This is a genomic window from Sorangium sp. So ce1153 (assembly GCF_051521595.1).
In the GTDB taxonomy this organism is placed as follows: domain Bacteria; phylum Myxococcota_A; class Polyangia; order Polyangiales; family Polyangiaceae; genus Sorangium.
Map to the genome: position 1 here is coordinate 749,256 of NZ_CP150361.1, position 15,956 is coordinate 765,211.

General features: G+C 72.9%; 12 protein-coding genes. 3 read left to right on the plus strand and 9 right to left on the minus strand.

The window, feature by feature from the left end; all coding sequences use genetic code 11:
- Positions 1-2: 2 nt before the first annotated feature.
- Complete coding sequence (locus tag WME85_RS02650) at positions 3-938, minus strand: hypothetical protein (protein ID WP_437835038.1); 936 nt, start codon at positions 936-938, stop codon at positions 3-5.
- Between the two features lie 357 nt (positions 939-1,295).
- Here WME85_RS02650 and WME85_RS02655 point away from each other — a divergent pair, with 357 nt between their 5' ends.
- From WME85_RS02655 to WME85_RS02665, 3 genes are all read left to right on the plus strand, one after another.
- Entirely contained in the window at positions 1,296-2,459 is a 1,164-nt protein-coding gene (locus WME85_RS02655; protein WP_437835040.1) for an alpha/beta hydrolase, read from the plus strand.
- Between the two features lie 83 nt (positions 2,460-2,542).
- On the plus strand, positions 2,543-3,763 hold the full coding sequence (locus WME85_RS02660) for a GNAT family N-acetyltransferase (RefSeq protein ID WP_437835042.1): 1,221 nt from the start codon (positions 2,543-2,545) through the stop codon (positions 3,761-3,763).
- 10 nt (positions 3,764-3,773) lie between these two features.
- Positions 3,774-4,298 (plus strand): J domain-containing protein, encoded by a 525-nt coding sequence (locus WME85_RS02665; RefSeq protein WP_437835044.1) that lies wholly within the window; start codon positions 3,774-3,776, stop codon positions 4,296-4,298.
- 47 nt (positions 4,299-4,345) lie between these two features.
- Here the strand turns inward: WME85_RS02665 and WME85_RS02670 are convergent, their stop codons facing one another.
- From WME85_RS02670 to WME85_RS02705, 8 genes are all read right to left on the minus strand, one after another.
- Entirely contained in the window at positions 4,346-6,076 is a 1,731-nt protein-coding gene (locus WME85_RS02670; protein ID WP_437829155.1) for an IS1634 family transposase, read from the minus strand.
- Between the two features lie 257 nt (positions 6,077-6,333).
- The gene (locus WME85_RS02675; RefSeq protein ID WP_437835046.1) at positions 6,334-9,696 is read right to left on the minus strand and encodes a protein kinase domain-containing protein; all 3,363 of its coding nucleotides are present in this window, start codon (positions 9,694-9,696) and stop codon (positions 6,334-6,336) included.
- 53 nt (positions 9,697-9,749) lie between these two features.
- Positions 9,750-10,544, minus strand: a complete 795-nt coding sequence (locus WME85_RS02680) for a hypothetical protein (protein WP_437835048.1) — start codon at positions 10,542-10,544, stop codon at positions 9,750-9,752.
- A gap of 378 nt (positions 10,545-10,922) precedes the next feature.
- The gene (locus tag WME85_RS02685; protein WP_437307471.1) at positions 10,923-11,624 is read right to left on the minus strand and encodes a thioredoxin family protein; all 702 of its coding nucleotides are present in this window, start codon (positions 11,622-11,624) and stop codon (positions 10,923-10,925) included.
- 37 nt (positions 11,625-11,661) lie between these two features.
- Complete coding sequence (locus tag WME85_RS02690; RefSeq protein ID WP_437835050.1) at positions 11,662-12,555, minus strand: hypothetical protein; 894 nt, start codon at positions 12,553-12,555, stop codon at positions 11,662-11,664.
- Positions 12,556-12,557: 2 nt separating this feature from the next.
- Positions 12,558-13,616, minus strand: a complete 1,059-nt coding sequence (locus tag WME85_RS02695) for a phosphatase PAP2 family protein (protein ID WP_437835052.1) — start codon at positions 13,614-13,616, stop codon at positions 12,558-12,560.
- Between the two features lie 16 nt (positions 13,617-13,632).
- On the minus strand, positions 13,633-13,989 hold the full coding sequence (locus WME85_RS02700) for a cupin domain-containing protein (RefSeq protein ID WP_437307474.1): 357 nt from the start codon (positions 13,987-13,989) through the stop codon (positions 13,633-13,635).
- A gap of 123 nt (positions 13,990-14,112) precedes the next feature.
- Complete coding sequence (locus WME85_RS02705) at positions 14,113-15,942, minus strand: DUF4139 domain-containing protein (RefSeq protein WP_437835054.1); 1,830 nt, start codon at positions 15,940-15,942, stop codon at positions 14,113-14,115.
- Between the last annotated feature and the right edge of the window lie 14 nt (positions 15,943-15,956).

Genomic DNA, 15,956 nt, shown 5'->3' on the forward strand with positions numbered 1-15,956 from the left:
GATCAGAGGCCATACCCCGCGGACATCCCGAAGAAGACCCCCGTGATCGAGAGGCCGGCGTCGAGCCGCGTCTGCAGCTGCTTGATCGGCTTGTACCGGAAGCTCACCTGCGGGAACGACACCCACGGGAACACGGACGGCTTCGCGCCCCCGTTGACCCAGCTCGGCTCGTCGTAGTTGCCGTAATGGTTGTTGGAGGCGTCGCAGTAGGCGCTGCCCGCGCCGGAGCACTTGCTCCAGGAGCCGACGTCGTCCGGCGACGGGGCCGACCCCGGGGTGTTCGGGTACGCCTGCGCGCGGTAGAGATTGCCGAAGACGACGCCGAGCCCGACGCCGCCGCCGACGAGGAGCGAGAAGCGGCCCTTCTCCTCGTCGAGCGGGATCTCGAACAGGAGGTCGCTCGTGAAATAGACGAGCTTCATGTCGCTCGACACCATCTCCCAGGCGAACTGGTCGTCGTTCTTCCCCTTGAAGAGGAAGGGATCCATCGAGTAGTCGGCGTAGGAAAGCGCCAGATCGAGCTCGAGCCCGTTCTTGCGGGTGGTGAACTCCGGGCCGAACGTGAAGACGTTCACCGCCGCGCCGCCGTCGGCGAAGAGGTTGATCATGAACTTCGGGACGATGACGTTCCGGAAGCGCATCCCGATGAACTTGTAGGCCTTGCCGTCCTTCTCGAGCGGGGCGTTGTCGGACGGCGCCTCCTCGGGCTCGACCTCCGCCAGCTTGTCCTTCTCGCCGGGCGTCTTGTCGCCCTGCTCCTTCTCGTCCGCGGCCTGCTTCTCGGAAGCGAGGGAGTCGTCCGCGTTGCTGTCCGAGCCGCCCTCCGACTGCGCGTGCGCGCTCGGCGCGAAGCACACGGCGCCGAGCAGAGCGGCGAGCGCGGCGGCCTTGGCATGCACCCCGACCGCGAGCTGCCGACCCATCTTGAAGTGGTACATTGTAGGTCACCTAGCGATGCGTAAGGTCAGGGCCGGACTCGGGCACTCCCTCGAAGGGACGCGGGACGGACGCGCCAAGGTGAGACTCCGGTCCTCCGCGCGTGTGTTACCGGGTACCAGCCGAGGGGGAGGGTACACGAGACGCAGCGCCATGGGGCACCCGCGGGCCGCCCACGGCGGAGCTTTTTCCGCGCCGGTGCACGCGGCGCGCCGCGCGCCAGAGCGCGCCCGCTCGAGGACGGCGTGGGAGGCGGTGCGGGGCCTGGCGGGGACACCCCGCGGCGCCGGCGTTCCCTCCACGGGAGCCGGCAGCTCCGAGGTTGCGCACAGCGAAATGATCCGCAATAGACGGAAAGGATGATCCTCCACCAGTCTCTGGTCGAGCAGACGGTCGACCGCGATGAGCGGGACAGGTTCATCAAGGAGCTCGTGGTGGTGCGGGTCCGCAGCACCGCGACCGAGGTCGCGCCGGCGAGCCGTGGGATCGAGGGGGCGCGCGCGCCGGGGGGCGAGGACCCGGTGGTCGACCGGGAGGCGGTGGTCCACGACGTGCCGCTCGCGATGATCCGCAAGCGGAGCGCGCGGCTGCGGAGCACGGCGGCGAGCGTGCTGCTGATCCACGGGTACGGCCAGAACCGGTACATCTGGCACCTGCCGTCGCGCAGCTTCTCGAACTACCTGGCGCGGGCGGGCTTCGACGTCTTCAACCTGGATCTGCGGGGGCACGGGCGGTCGCGGCACCTCGGGGCGCGGCGGCCGGGGCACGTGACCGATTTCGTCCGCGAGGACCTGCCGGCCGCGATCGAGGAGGTCCGGCGCATCTCGGGCCCGCGGCCGGTGTACCTCATCGGGCACTCGCTCGGGGGTCTCATCAGCTACGCGACCGCGCCGACGATGGGCGACGCGGTGGGCGGCATCGTCACGCTCGGGAGCCCCTACCTGTTCACGCACGGCTCGCGCGCGCTCGCGCTGCTCGGCCGGCTGATGCTGACGGTCGACCGCCGGGTCCCGCTCGGGCAGGGCGCGCTGGCGCTCTCGGCGTGGGGGGAGCCGTTCCGGTTCGTGCGCGCGTTCGTCGAGAGCCCGATCTTTCCGCTGCCGATCCGCGGGTTCGTCCCTGGCTCGATGGAGACGCGGGTGCTGACGCAGCACATGTCGCTGGCGATGGACAGCGGCAGCATCACGGTGCTCCGGAACATGTTCCTGGACGCGGCGGCGTCGCGGAAGAGCGGCCACCACATGGGGAGCCTCTTCGGGTACGCCGAGCGCTTCGAGGCCCTGGACTTGCCGCTCCTCGTCGTCGCCGGCACGTTCGACGACCTCGCGCCGCCGGCGTCCGTGAAGCCGGCGTACGACTTCAGCCGATCGTCGGACCGGACGTACCGCGAGTTCCCGCGCGGCCACCTCGACATCGTCGTCGGGCGGGACGCGCCGCTCACGGTGTGGCCGCTCATCGAGGCGTGGCTGAAGACGCGCGTCCGGCGCGCGGCGGCGCGGGAGCGCGAGCGGCTGAGCGCGTAGGGGGGCTGTCGGCGCGGGCGCACGAGGCGCGCGCCGCCGAGGTCGCCCCCTCCCTCGCGAGCCCCCTTTGCTATGTTCGCCGCATGCACATCGAGCTCAGGCAGTTGACCGCCGATCAGCAGCGCGAGTTCAGCCTCCCCATCCTCACCGCGTTCGGCGCCGTCGTGGACCCCGAGCGCCTCGAGGGCGCGATGCGCCTCCCGGAGCTCACGTCGCGCGTCGGCGCCTACGACGGCGAGTCGATCGTCGGGGCCGCCGGCTCGTTCTCGCTCACGATGACCACGCCCGGCGGCGCCGTCCCCGTCGCCGGGCTCACGGCGGTCGCGGTGATGCCGACGCACCGCCGCCGCGGCATCCTCACGACCCTCATCCGCCAGCACCTCGAGGACGCGCGGGCCGAAGGGCGCCCGATCTCCTCGCTCTGGGCCACCGAGGGCTCCATCTACGGCCGCTTCGGCTACGGCCTCGCGTCCCACGCGTGCTCCATCTCGATCGAGCGGGACCGCGCCGCGCTCCGCGGGGAGGCGGCCGCGGAGGGCCGCGCGCGGCTCCTCGGCGAGGCGGAGGCGCTCGAGGCCTTCCCGCCCGTCTGGGAGCGCGCCCGCCCGCTCGTCCCCGGGATGCTGGCGCGCTCGAAGGTGTGGTGGGAGGTCCGCCGGCTGATCGACAGCGACTTCACCCGCCAGGGCGGCGGCCCGCTCCAGCGCGTGGTGATCGAGGTCGGCGGGCGCGCCGAGGCGTATGCGATGTACTGCCTGCACCACCGCTGGGACGCGTCCAACATCCCGGTCGGCTCGGTCCGCGTGATCGAGGCGGTCGGCGCGACGCCGCTCGGCACCAGGCTCATCTGGCGGTACCTCTTCAACCTCGACCTGGCGCAGCGGATCGAGGCGAACCTCCTGCCGCCGGATCACCCGCTCGGCCTGCTGCTCGTCGAGCCGCGGCGCCTGCGCCTCACGGTGGGCGACGGGCTGTGGGTGCGCATCGTCGACGTCGAGGCGGCGCTCGCCGCGCGCGCCTACGGCAGCGGCGAGCCGCTCACCCTCGAGATCGCCGACCGCGACTGCCCGTGGAACGCCGGTCGGTTCCGGCTGCACGGGGGCGAGCGGCGCGCGGCGCGGACGACGGCGGCGCCGGACCTCCGCCTCGACATCGCGGCGCTCGGCTCGGCGTACCTCGGCGGCGTCTCCTTCCAGCAGCTGGCCGACGCCGGCCAGGTCGAGGCGCTCTCCGACGGCGCCGTCGAGCGCGCCGACGGCCTGTTCCGCGCCGCGCGCGCCCCGTGGTGCCCCGAGATCTTCTGAAGGCTCCCCGATGACGCTCCCGCTCCGCGGCGTCTACGCCGTCACCCCGACGCGCCGCCGCCGCTTCCTGTGGGCCGCCTGGTGGACGGCCGAGCCCGCGCGCGAGCCGTTCCGCCCTCCGGACGCGAGCCAGGGCGGCGCGCGGACCGTGGAGGAGGCGAGGGCGCAGGCCGAGCGCGCCGCCGGGCGCCCGCTCGTCGAGATCGAGCCGGCGTGGGCGACGGCCTGGACGCGCATCCTGCGCGGCGAGCCCCCCTGGCCGAGGCCGCGCGCGCGCCGCGAGGCGCCGCCGCCGCCCTCCCCTGGGCCGTCGCGGCGCGCCCCGTCGCGGCCCGCCTCCGCGCGCGGCGCGTCGCCGTACGCGGTGCTCGGCCTGACGGAGGCCGCCGGCGCGGACGAGATCCGCCAGGCGTTCCGCCGGCTCGCGCTCGTCACGCACCCCGATCGCGGCGGCGACGCCGGCGAGTTCATGCGCGTCAAGTGGGCCCACGACGAGGCGCTCTCGAGGCTGCGCCCCCGCCCAAAGCGTCGGTAGCGGCGGTCGCCCGCTAGCCCTACTTTCGCAACGCGCGTTCCTGAGGTTTAGGAAGGCGCTTGCTTTCCAGATGCTGCGCTCTGTCGGCGTCTAGATGAAGAAAGACCTGGAAGCCAACGGTCGAGCTCGAAGATGCGCGCAGCGCGGCGCTGTTCTGCATTCAGTTCGGGCGCGAGCGGGATCGTGGGGCGCCGTCCCTGGGCGCCCGTTGCGGTCCGGACCAGCGTGGCGCGGATGTCGCCGAGGCTGTCCATCATGGCGCGGGCGGAGGCGTCGGTGCCAAGGGCGATGCGTGCCAGGCTGACGAGCATCAGCCCGAGCACCGTGGCGAAGGTGTGGAGCCGCAGCGAGCCGTCGGCCCACTGATGTGAGGGACCCCAGGGCACAACGCCTCCCTTCTTCGAGCGACGGAAGAGCTCTTCGACGTTCCACTGGCCGCGAAAGGCATGGACGATGCGTTCGGTGCTCCAGGTGTGGTGGTCGGTGCAGAGCACACGCTTGCCCAGACGCGTTGCCTCGAGCTCTCGCCGGCGAGCGGCGTCGACCCGCCAGCTCAGCGTCGGGGTCTGCTCTTGGCCGTCGATCTCGACCACGACGAAGCTGGCCAAGTGCTCGCGCGCGAGCGCCTTGCGTACGCGCTGCTCGAGCGACGCGCGTCGAATGCGGCCGGCCTCCACCAGCGCCTCAAGCCTGCCCAGTTCCTCCTTGGCCTTGGTCAGCCGCGCCTCGATGCCGCGCTTCTGCCCCTCGAGCAGCGTGATGCTCTCGATAACGACGAGCGTGCGGTCAAGGTCGCCGACCTGGGTCCGGACGCGGGCAGCGCGTACGTCCTCGTACTGTCCGGTCAGGTGCCGCATCGCGCCTTTCTGCGCAGCTTGCTGCAGCGCCCATTCGGCCGCGCTGTGTCCCAGAGGCAACGAGATGAGGCTGTAGTAGCCGGTGACTTCCAGATGAAGCTCCAGCTGAGGGCTCCAGAAGCCACCGTCGCGTACGAGTGTCCGATGACCTGGGCTGGTTCGTTGCTCCCCGGCGTCGAGCGCGCTGTGCAGCTCGCTCAGCCCTTGCAGGCACTCCTCGAGCACGGCTTGATCCGAGCTGTTGCCGCCGAAGGCCCGGTACAAGAGCGGCACGTGCCCGGTCTCGCTCACGAGCAGGCCGAGTCCCACCACCCGCAGGTCGCTTCGTTTGCTCTTGGCGTGTCCGCGACGCGCCAGCTCGCCGGGGGTCGTTGTGGCGATGTGCGTGTCGAAGTTGGTCGTGTCGAACGCCAGCACGTCGGCTGACAGAGCAAACCGACCGATCGCCGCCCGAGCGATCGCCACCTGGGCGGCCTCCAGCTCCTGATCGGTGACCTGCTGCGCGATGCGGTGAAAAGCCTGCCCCGTAAATGCTGACCCGGGCAGGCACGAGACCCGCGGCAATGCGCCGTCGAGGAAGTCCCCCAGGTCACACTTTGGGCCCGGCGCGCATGCGCGCTGAAGCGCGACGGCGACGGCCATCTCGCCCACGGACGGCCCGTTCTTCGAGCCGTAGTCACCGCACGCCTCGTTGATCAGCCTCACCAGGTCGAGCTGCTCGGCAACCCAAACGAGCGCGCCGACGTCCCCCACCGCCTTCGTTCCGACCGTCCGCGTTCGCCCGAGGTCGACCGTCGGCGGCGGGTCCGCCGGCCCGAGGACAACCTGCCTCGCGACCGAGCGCCCCGCTACCGCGTCCCACACCGACTGCGCCGCGATCCGGTAGCGGCGACCGTCCACCTCCCGCTCGAAGATGTGCATTTTTCGTTCATGTAGCGACGACAGGTCGCCGCATCCAGGGGACGTGCACGATTTTCGGTGCGCGCCGTGCGTCTACACATCCAACCCCTGTCGGCTTCGCGAAAGTAGGGCTAGAGCACCAATATCGAGTTGAAACGCCCGGGAATAAAGAGATTTGAACCACAGAGGCACAGAGGACACAGAGGAAGAACCAAAAAACTCTGTGCCTCTGTGCCTCTGTGGTTCATTTTCTCGGGGTTTCACCCTGCTCGATGGTCCTAGGGGGCGCGTGGGGCGGACGGCTGCAGCGCTACGGGGGCGCTCGCCTCGGCGAGCTTCCTCGCCTGGTCGAGGTGCGGGGCGTGCTCGCGCGCGAGCAGCGGGGCGTCGTGGAGCGCCCGCTCCAGCGCGGTTGCGGCGCGGCGGGCGAGGACCAGGCGCTGCGCCGGCTCGCGCTCCGCCCTCGCCTTCAGCAAGAGCAGCGCGCCCTGCTCGGCGGTCGCCGCCGGGAAGACCGGGTCGATGGTCAGCGCGCGGTCGACCAGCGCGAGCCCCGCCTCGACCTCCGCGCGCACGTCGACCACCCCCGGCCCGACGAAGGCGGCGCGCAGCCGGTGGACCTCGGCCAGGGCGCCGTGGATCCTCGCGTTGCCGTCGTTCGCCTCGACCGCGCGGAGCAGCGACCGCTCCGCGGCGTCGAGGGGCGCCCACGGGCTCCTCCCCCGGGACGCCGCCCACCGCGCCGAGAGCAGGTCGATGCTCCCGAGCGCGAGGAGCGCCTCGGCGTTGCGGGGGTTCGCCTCCACGATGCGCTCGATCGAGCCCCGCGCCGCGCGCAGCGTGCCGGTCGGATCCTCGCCGCGATCGATCGCCCACGCCGCCGCCTCGGCGAGCGCGAGGCCCGTCCCCTGCTGCGCCTCGAGATCCTCGGGGTTCAGGCGCGCCGCCGCGGTGTAGCCGTCGAGCGACCGCGCGAGCGACACCTCCGGGCTCCCGCCGGTGAGCCGCTCGTAACGGCCCTGGATCAGGTACGTCAGGGCCAGGTTGTTGTAGGACTGATAGGCGTCCGGCCGCAGCCGGAGCGCGGCCTCGAGGTTGTCCTTGGCCACCTCGAGCGACTCCTCGGGCGACGCCCCGTGGTCGAGCTCGTACTGCGCCCGCCGCGCGTGGAACCAGCCCTGGTTGAGCCGCGGCGGCGCGTCGTTCGGGGCGATCTCGATCGCCCGCTCGATGTGCGACGCGCTGAGCTCGAAGAGGTGCAGGGGATCGGCGCCGTGGGAAGCGCTGTACTCGGCCATCATGCCGAAGGCGATGCCGGTGTCGTTCCACGCCCAGAAGGAGTTCGGGTCGAGGGCGAGCGACCGCTGCATGCTCTCGATCGCGCGCTCGAGCGAGCTCCTCGCGTCGAGCCCCAGGGTGCTCTCGTAGGAAGCGATGAGGAAGTAGCTCGCCCCCATCGAGCCGTGCGCGGTCGCGTCCGACGGGTCCCCCTGGATCGCCTGCTCGCTGGACGCGATCGCCTGCGTGAGGTCCGGCCTCGGGTCCGAGCCCCTCGACAGGTCCCGCCTGGCCCGGTGCACGTGGGCCCACGCGCGCTTCGCGTGGGCGCCGCTCGCGCGCGGGTTGGCGCGCAGCGCCCTGTCGCAGCGGTCGATGATCTGCTCGAACAGCTGCGCCACGTCGCCGCCGCGCTGGGCCTCGATCAGCATCACCTCGCTCATGGCGCTCGCGGCCGCCTCGTGGACCTCGGGATCGCTCTCGCCCATCTGCGCCGCCGCCTCGTACGAGGTGATGGCGGCCCGGAACTCGACGAGCGCCGCCGCGTGGTCCCCGAGGTCGCGCGCCGCCGCCCCCTTCGCGAACAGGACGTCGCCCTCCAGCTTCTTCGCCTCGTACTCCCAGGGCGACCGCGCGAACGCCCGCCGCGCGTCGCCGAGCGCCTCGTCGAAGCGCCCCTCGTAGAGCTCCATGAGCGCCGCGGTGTACGCCGACGGCGCCGCGGCCGACCTCACGCTGTCGCGCAGGTACTTGATCGCCGGGGCCTTGTGCCGCTCCTCCAGCTCGACCTGCCGCGCGGACCGCTCCCCCCTGTCGGCGAGGCGCATCGCCCGGTCGAGCCCCTTCCGGTAGAGCATCCCGTGCGCGAGCCCCGCCGCGAACTTCGCCTCCCGCGCGGCGTACCCGCTCCCGAGCGCCGCCTCGAGGTGCGTGAGCGCCTCCTCGGGCTCGTGCAGCGCGAGGTGCCCGCGCCCGAGCGCGTAGTGGCCGGGGCCCTCGACGAGGTCGCCCGCGGCCCCGCGCATGGCCTGCATCTTCCGGTCGATCTCGCCCATGCGCGCGCGGATGACCTCCTTTTCCCGCGACACCTCGTGGAGGGGGAGCGCGTACGCGTAGCGCATGAACAGCTCCATCTCCTTGACGTCCTGGCCGAAGCCCTCGGCCAGGGACGCCACGTGCGCCGAGAGCTCGGCCTGGCGCGCGGCGGCGAGCTTCGCGCGGAGGGCGACGGCGCCCGAGAGCGACAGCACGACGAGCGCCGCGGCGCCCGCCGCGACCGCGAGCCGGTGCTTCCGCGCCCGCTTCAGCGCGCGGTAAACGAGGCTCGGGGGCCGCGCGTCGATCGGCTCGCCCTCGAGGTAGCGCCCGAGATCGAGGGCGAGCATCTTCGCGGAGTCGTACCGCCGCTGAGGCTCCTTCTCGAGGCACTTCATCACGATGGTCTCCAGGTCGAGCGGGATGCCCTTGTCGACCTGGCGCACCGGCACGGGCAGCTCGTTCACCACCCGCCAGATGAGGCTCGTCACCGACGGATCGACGAACGGCGGGCGCCCGGAGAGGACCTCGTAGAGCGTCGAGCCGAGGCAGTAGACGTCCGTGCGGCGGTCGAGCTGGCGCTGGCCCCCGGACACCTGCTCGGGCGCCATGTAGGCGGGAGTCCCTTCATCGCTCGTCGTCGCCCGGCCGTCTGACGCGATGTCCCGCGCGAGCCCGAAATCGAGGAGGTAGGGGCGAAACGCGCCGTCGGCGGTGCGCTCGACCAGGATGTTCGCCGGCTTGATGTCGCGGTGGATCAGCCCGAGCCGGTGGGCGGCGTGGAGGCCGTCGGCCACGTCGGCCACGATCTTCACCCGCTGCTCGAGCGACATCTGCTGCGCCACGCGGTGGAGCGGCTGGCCGTCGATGTACTGCATGGCGATGAACGGCTGCCCCTGCGCCTCGCCGACCTCGTACACCTTGCAGATGTTCGGGTGCTCGACCCGGGCCTGGGCCCGCGCCTCCCAGATGAAGCGCTGGGCGAGCTCCGGGTCGTTGCCGCGGATGAGCTTGATCGCCACGTACCGCTGGAGCCTGGGATCCCTGGCCTTGTAGACCGTGCCCATTCCCCCTTTGCCGACGAGCGACAGGCACTCATACCGATCCCAGTCGCGGATCGGAAACCGGCTCGGCGCGCGCGAGGAGGGCGGGTCGACGCAGACGAACATCGTCTCCTGCGCGGCGCCCGAGCCCTCCGGGGGGGCCTGCGGCGCGGCGCGAGGGGGCCTGCTCGAGGGGGCGGGCGGGACGGCCCTGGGCGTGAGCTCCTCCTCCGCCGCTCTCGCGGCGTTGCCGCTCTCCGGGCCCGCTCTTCCCACTCGGCTCATCCCTCGGACCCTTTTCGACTGCGAAGGCGGACCCCCTGGCTCGGGCCTCGATTCTATTCGAGGAAGGTCGTGATGACCTCCCTCGATCCGTTGCACGCCGCATAGCCCATCGCCGGGTCGGCGGCGGCCGAGCAGACAGACGAGCAGTCTCCCGTCCGCTGGATGATGCCGCACCCGACGATGCCGGAGCCGGTGTCATGCCCCGTCGCACACGCGCGGCTCCTCGCGCGGGAGCGTTCCAGGTTGTCCGGGACGTGGCATGTGTACAGCGCGGGCGTCTCGCCGAACAGGTTGCCCCAGAACGCGCCTTCCTTGCCGGTGAAGGCGCTGCGCTCCTCGGGGCCGGCGGCGAGCTGCGCGCTCGCCTGCGCGCGCATCGACAGCATCACCGGAACGCCGAAGTAGTTGGTCCGCGCGGCGACGCACGCCGACACCCACCGCTGCTTGGCCGGAGAGAGCGGCCCTTCCGTCCATTCGGGAGCGAGCCCGACAGCTCCACGGTATTCCTCGGCGCCCCCGGGGCCGTCGAGCTTGATCGCCTGCGAGCGATCGAGCGCGCAGCCGATCGCATAACGGAGGAAGTCGCGGGACACGACCCCTCCGAGCGCCTGGACCTTCAGAGCGCCGAGCGTGGTCGACGGTATCGAGTCCGGCCTGAGCGCATTCGGCCAGAATCCATTCGATACGACACCGCTCGGCGAGAGCTCGCCCGGCGCCGGCGTGGTGGACCCCTGGACCTCCGCGGAGGGCAGGAGACCGGACCTGGTCGCGAGCCCTTCCTGGACGGATGCGTCAGGAGCGCAGGCGCACACGAGGGGAAGGAGCAGCGTGAACATGAACCTTCGCATCAGCACCTGCCTTGGCAGCTCCCAGCGTATGGCCCTGAACGGCCATCGTGCCTTGGGTCGCTTGCCAGCGAGCGATTTGCCTGGAACGTCAGCTACTGACGATATTACAGAGCTGTCGCACGACGGTAGACCGGGACTTACGTCCATGTCAATAGCCCAGGACGCGGCGTGTCACCATGGTGTGCAGGCGTCCGGCAGCGGGCGAGCGCGTGACGCCGGCCACGCGGCATGAGCAGGCGGGTGGGTGCGTTGTTCGAGGAATGAAGCCAGCGCGGAACGGCGCGTGTCGGGCGCGTCTGGCGATGCCGCTCGCGGCGTGTGGGCGCTGTAGGGCGCCAAGGTGGGTGAAGCTGCGATGGAGCTCGTCGGCCCCGCGGCTCAGTACTTGACCGTGCAGCCGAACGCCTCGGTCTCCTTCGTGGAGATCGCCTTGCCGGCGGCGAGCTCGCCCAGCGCCACATCCACGTAATTCGTGACCTTCTCGTCCGGCTCGGGCTCACCGCCCTTCGTGCTGTCGATGGCGCCCGCGTAGACGAGCGTGCCCTGCGGGTCGATGACGTACATATGCGGTGTGCGCTGGGCGCCGTAGGCGCGCCCGACATCGCCCTTCTCGTCGAGGAGGACCGGATAGGCCATCCCGAACTCGGCCTTGGCCTTCACGTTCTCTTCCCGGGTCGCGCCCTGCTTGCCCGGAGCACCCGAGTTGATGGCGAGCCACACGACGCCGCTCGCGGTCTGCTGCGCCGGCACGTCCTTCAGGCCGCCCTTGCGGTGCGCGAGCTGCACGAACGGGCAACCCGGGTTGAACCACTCGAGCACGACCGTCTTGCCCTTGTAATCGGCCAGCTTGACCGGCTTGCCGTCGAGGTCCGGCAGCGTGAAATCCGGCGCGGGCTGGCCGATCTTCGCCTGAGCCGTGTTCGCCGGCGCCTCCGCGGCCTTCGCCTTCGGGGCGTCCGCCCTGGGCTGCTGCGCCGCCGCGCTGGTCGCCGCGGGCGCGGCCGGGGCGCTGGCGTCGCCGGGCTGGGTGCACGCCGCGAGCGCCGCGGCGAGGAAGGTCAGGGAAATGAGCTTGTTCATTCAGGACGCTTACCACGCCCCACGCCCGGCGCATGGATCAGGGGAACTCCGGCCAGCGATCGCCGGTGGCCCACCGGTACCGCAGGCCGAGCTGCCCGAGATCCGCGCCCAGCAAGCCGAGCCGATCGGGCGTGGCCGCCACGACCATCACCGTCGCCACCGCGTCCAGGTGGTGTGTCAGGGAGATCGCCAGCACCGGGCCGACGCGAACGATGAGGCTGTCGCGGCCGGGATTGCCGAGCACCTCGGCGGCGGCGCCGAGCCGGAGCTCGCCGTACCGGTCCATCTCTTCCATGTAGCCGAGCCTGGCCCGGTAGAGGTACGGCGGCTTCATCACGGTGTGGAGCGCCTCCTCGTAGAGGTAGTATCCCTCGGGCGTGCCCAGCACCGCATAGCCCGTCGCGACGCCGAACAGGCTGCCTCCGAGCAGCGGTATCGAGCCCGACACCTCGACCTCCCCGGCGACGTAGCGCGACCTGGGGCCCTGCATGAGCTCGGTCTCCCTGCGCGTGTACGACGCCCGGGGCTCCAGGAAGTACTGTGACGTCGAGAAGGCGTATCGTGCGCCGCCGCGGATCTCCAGCCTGGGCAGCGCCGCGCGGAGGCCGACGTACTCGGCGCCTCCGCTCGGCGATACGCTCGAGTACCCCTCGACGCCGAGCCACGACCAGTGCGGCTTGCCGACGCCGAGCGCGAGGCTCGGCCTGAAATAGATGACGCCGAGCTCCAGCACCGCGGCGACGAACGGGCGCGCGCCCGCGCTCCGCGCCCAGTACGAGCGCTTCTGCAGGAGGTCGACCCCCGAGGACACCGACGGCGGATCGCTGGCCGGCGGCGGCAGGTCGGCCGGATCCTGGGCGCGCGCCCAGGCGGGCACGAGGGTGATCGCGGCGAGCGCCGCGGCGGCGGCGAGGGGGCGGCGGCGCGCCATCGCTAGAACCTGCCCACCAGGTACCCGCCGAGCGGCGCGGGCACGAAGCGGATCGACACGGCGTCGCCGCGCCGCGCGCCCGCGTCCGCTTCCGGTGGGGCGCCGCCGCGGTAGTGCAGGAGCCACGGGACAGCGAGGCCCGTCAGGGTGCCGACGGCCGCGCCCGTGAGCGCGTCGGTCGCGAAGTGCTGGTCCGAGACGACCCGCAGCGTCGCCACCGCGGCCGCCGTCCCGAGCGACGCGACGCACGCGAGCGCGTCGGGCGCGCCGCCGCCGTAGAGCGGCAGGTGCGCGTGGTGCGAGCACGTGAGCCCCGCCGCCGTGAACGCGGTCGAGCTGTGCCCGCTGAAGAAGCTCCGGTACCGCTTGCTCCCGCGGCAGTCGCGGTCCTGGTCCTCCTCCGGCCCGGTGCACACGGCGCGGTAGGGGCGCTCGCGGCTCGTGATGCCCGCGACGACGCCGTTCAGGGCCGCGTTCAGGGTGAGCGCCTCGATGTCGATCATCGCGATCTCCCACGCGACGCTGCCGCGCCCGTGCCCCCACCAGGCCACGACGAGGGCGTCCACCGCGAGGTGGTTGGTCATCACCGTGAGCAGGAGATCGCTCGCGTCCCGCGCCATCTCGCGCTGGCGATCGCTCCGGATCCGCAGCGCGTCGCGCGCCGAGCCGTCGAAGCCGTTCACGGCCGTCCACCGGCCCTCGGACGGCGGGATGGCGAGCGTCCCGAAGGCCGTCGCGGCCAGGAGCCCCGTGGCCACGTACTCGCTCGTGCGGAAGCGCGGCCAGCGCGGGTCCCACGCGATCTTGGGCGGCGCGGCGCCGCGCCCGGGCGCCGCCGCCGGGCGCTCCGGGCCAGGCGGCGCCGTCGGCGCGGGGCCGGGCGCGCGCGGCGCCGCCTCGGGTCGAAGCGCGCCGGCGTTTCCGGAGCCCGCGGTCGCCGCGCCGGGCGGCGGCGCGCCGGGCGGCGGCGCGCCGGCCTGGGCCCGCGCCGACGGCGCGCCGAGCAGCGCCGCGGCGGCCAGCGCACCGCGGACGAGCCGGAGGGCTGCAGCGCACCTCAAGGAGCGGACCGCGCGATCAGAAGTCGGGGTGGCCGATGACGAGGAACTCGAGCGGGCCGGCGCCTGCGTTGCGCAGCCCGTGGTGCACGTTCTTCTCGACGTGCATCATCTGGCCGGGGCCGAGGGGCACCTCGCGGTCGCCGATGATGCCGAGCGCCTTGCCGGCCAGGATGTAGATGGTCTCCGTCGTCTCGGTGTGGAGCTCGCGCGAGATCTCACAGCCGGGCTCCATCTTGCCCTTGTAGAAGCCGAAGCCCTGACCGCGGCCTCGCCCGAGCAGCTGCGCGAAGAAGACGCCCCTGTTGGGCAAGTACTCCATGGCGTCTTCCTCGGCCGCGGTCAGCACCACGGCCCCATCGATCTGCTGCCTCATGGCGACCCTCCTTCTCCGCGAGTGAAGCTGCTGGAGAATCCATCAGTTACAGAAGGGTACCGCGTCCTGTCAACGGCGCTCCACGGCCGGCATCGGCCGTGGCGCGCCGCCGGCCGTCACGTTTCAGAACGGCAACACGACGCTCGCACCGGCGCGGAGCTCGTAGGTGAACGCCATCGTCTTCACGCCCCTCGGCGGCAGCTCGACGCGGCCCCGGAGGAACCCGTCCTTCTCGTCGAGCGTCCACCCGGGCGCCTCGCCGAGCGCGACCTCCACCTCGGCCACCTCGCTGACAGGGATCCGCTCGGTGACCAGCACCCGCTTCGCGAGGCTGGAGAGGTTGGAAAGAGAGAGCTTCACGCGCCGGCGGATCTTGCGACTGCCGGTGATCGCCGCGGTCTCCTGCTCCTCGTCCACGGTGCGCCGGACGCGCACAGCGTCGTCCACGCCGAAGCCGAGCTCGAACGGCTCGCCGGCGCCGACGAAGTCGAGCCGGGCGCGGCCGACGAGGCTCCCGCCCCGCGCGACCCGCACCGGGCCCGCGAGCAGCGGGCGCGGCCGCGCGGCGCCGCCGCCGTCCAGCGTCACGGTCGCGCGCAGGTGCGCCGCGGGGTGGGCCTCGGGGTACAGCACGAGCGCGAGCTCGGCCGGGAGCGAGCGCCGCGCGATCTCGACGCGGAGGGGGCGGCCGTCGGAGGGGAGGGTCACCGGCTCCGCCGCCTCGAAGATGAGCGGCTCGCCCCCGTCGTCCACGCCCGGCATCTCGTCGACGGCGCGCGCGCCGTGGCCGAGCCCTGCCGCCGCGATCGCCTGGTCGCGCGCCTCGACGACGACGCGGCGGCGCTCGAGGTCGGTCTTGCGCCGCAGCCGGAGGACGTCGTCCGCGAGGAGGGGGGCCTCGGCGGTCCGCGCCGGCCGCGCGGTCGAGAAGCGGGCGGCGACGTTCTCCCAGGCCTCGCCCGTCGCCTGCCACGCCGTCGCCCAGGTGGTGAGCTCGACCGAGCCGCCCGCGGCGTCTGCCGAGAGCCGCGCCCCGGCGCCGCCCGCGGCGTCCGCCGAGAGCCGCGCCCCGGCGCCGCCCGCGGCGTCTGCCGAGAGCCGCGCCAGGTGCTCGGGGCGCCAGATCGCGCACGCGACGCGGTACGTCAGCTCGATCTCGACCGGCTGCGGCGCGGGCGCGTGGATCTCCACCTCGATCACGGCCTCGTAGCGCGGCTGCTCGAGCGACCCCTCCCGCAGGCGGGTCGCGGCGCGCCGGGCGTCGTCCTCGGCGTGCGCCCGCGCGGCGCGCGCCTCGGCCGACGCGGCGAGGGCGTCGGCGAGCGCCGCGCGCAGCGCCTCGATGCCGCCGCGCCACGAAGCGAGGCGCGCGGGATCGCCGGCGTCCTTCGGGACCTCGCTCATCGCCTGGGCCCACTTCGCGAGCAGCTGGTCGAGGTGCGCCTCGCGGCGCGACGCCCGGTCCCGCGCGAGCTCGGCGGCGCCGGCCCGCCGGGACGCCTCGCGCTGCTCGCGCTCCAGCGCGTCGATCGCCTCGCGCCCGAGCGCCGCCTCCCGGTGCGCCCTCCACCGCACGCGCGCCGCCGTCACCCGGACCGCGCCGTCGGCGCCCGCGCTCGGCGCGACGCGCGCCTGCACGGTGCGCTCGTCGACGAACACCGACACGCCGCCGATCGCGACCCACTGCGCCCCGGCCTCGACGTCGACACGCGCGCGGCGCACGACCTCGGCGCGGTCCTCGAACAGCGTCACCGCGCGCGCCGCGCTCGGGTGGGGCGCGCGCTCGGCGGCGCTCCTCTGGCCTGCGCCCTCCTCGCCTGCGCCGGGCGCGGCGGCGCTCCCCTGGCCTGCGCCCTCCTCGCCTGCGCCGGGCGCGGCGGCGTTCACCTCGCCTGCGCCCGCCTCGCTGGCGCTCCGCTCAGCCCGGCCCGAACCGTCCGCATCCCTTGCCATGGTGCGCTCGTTTC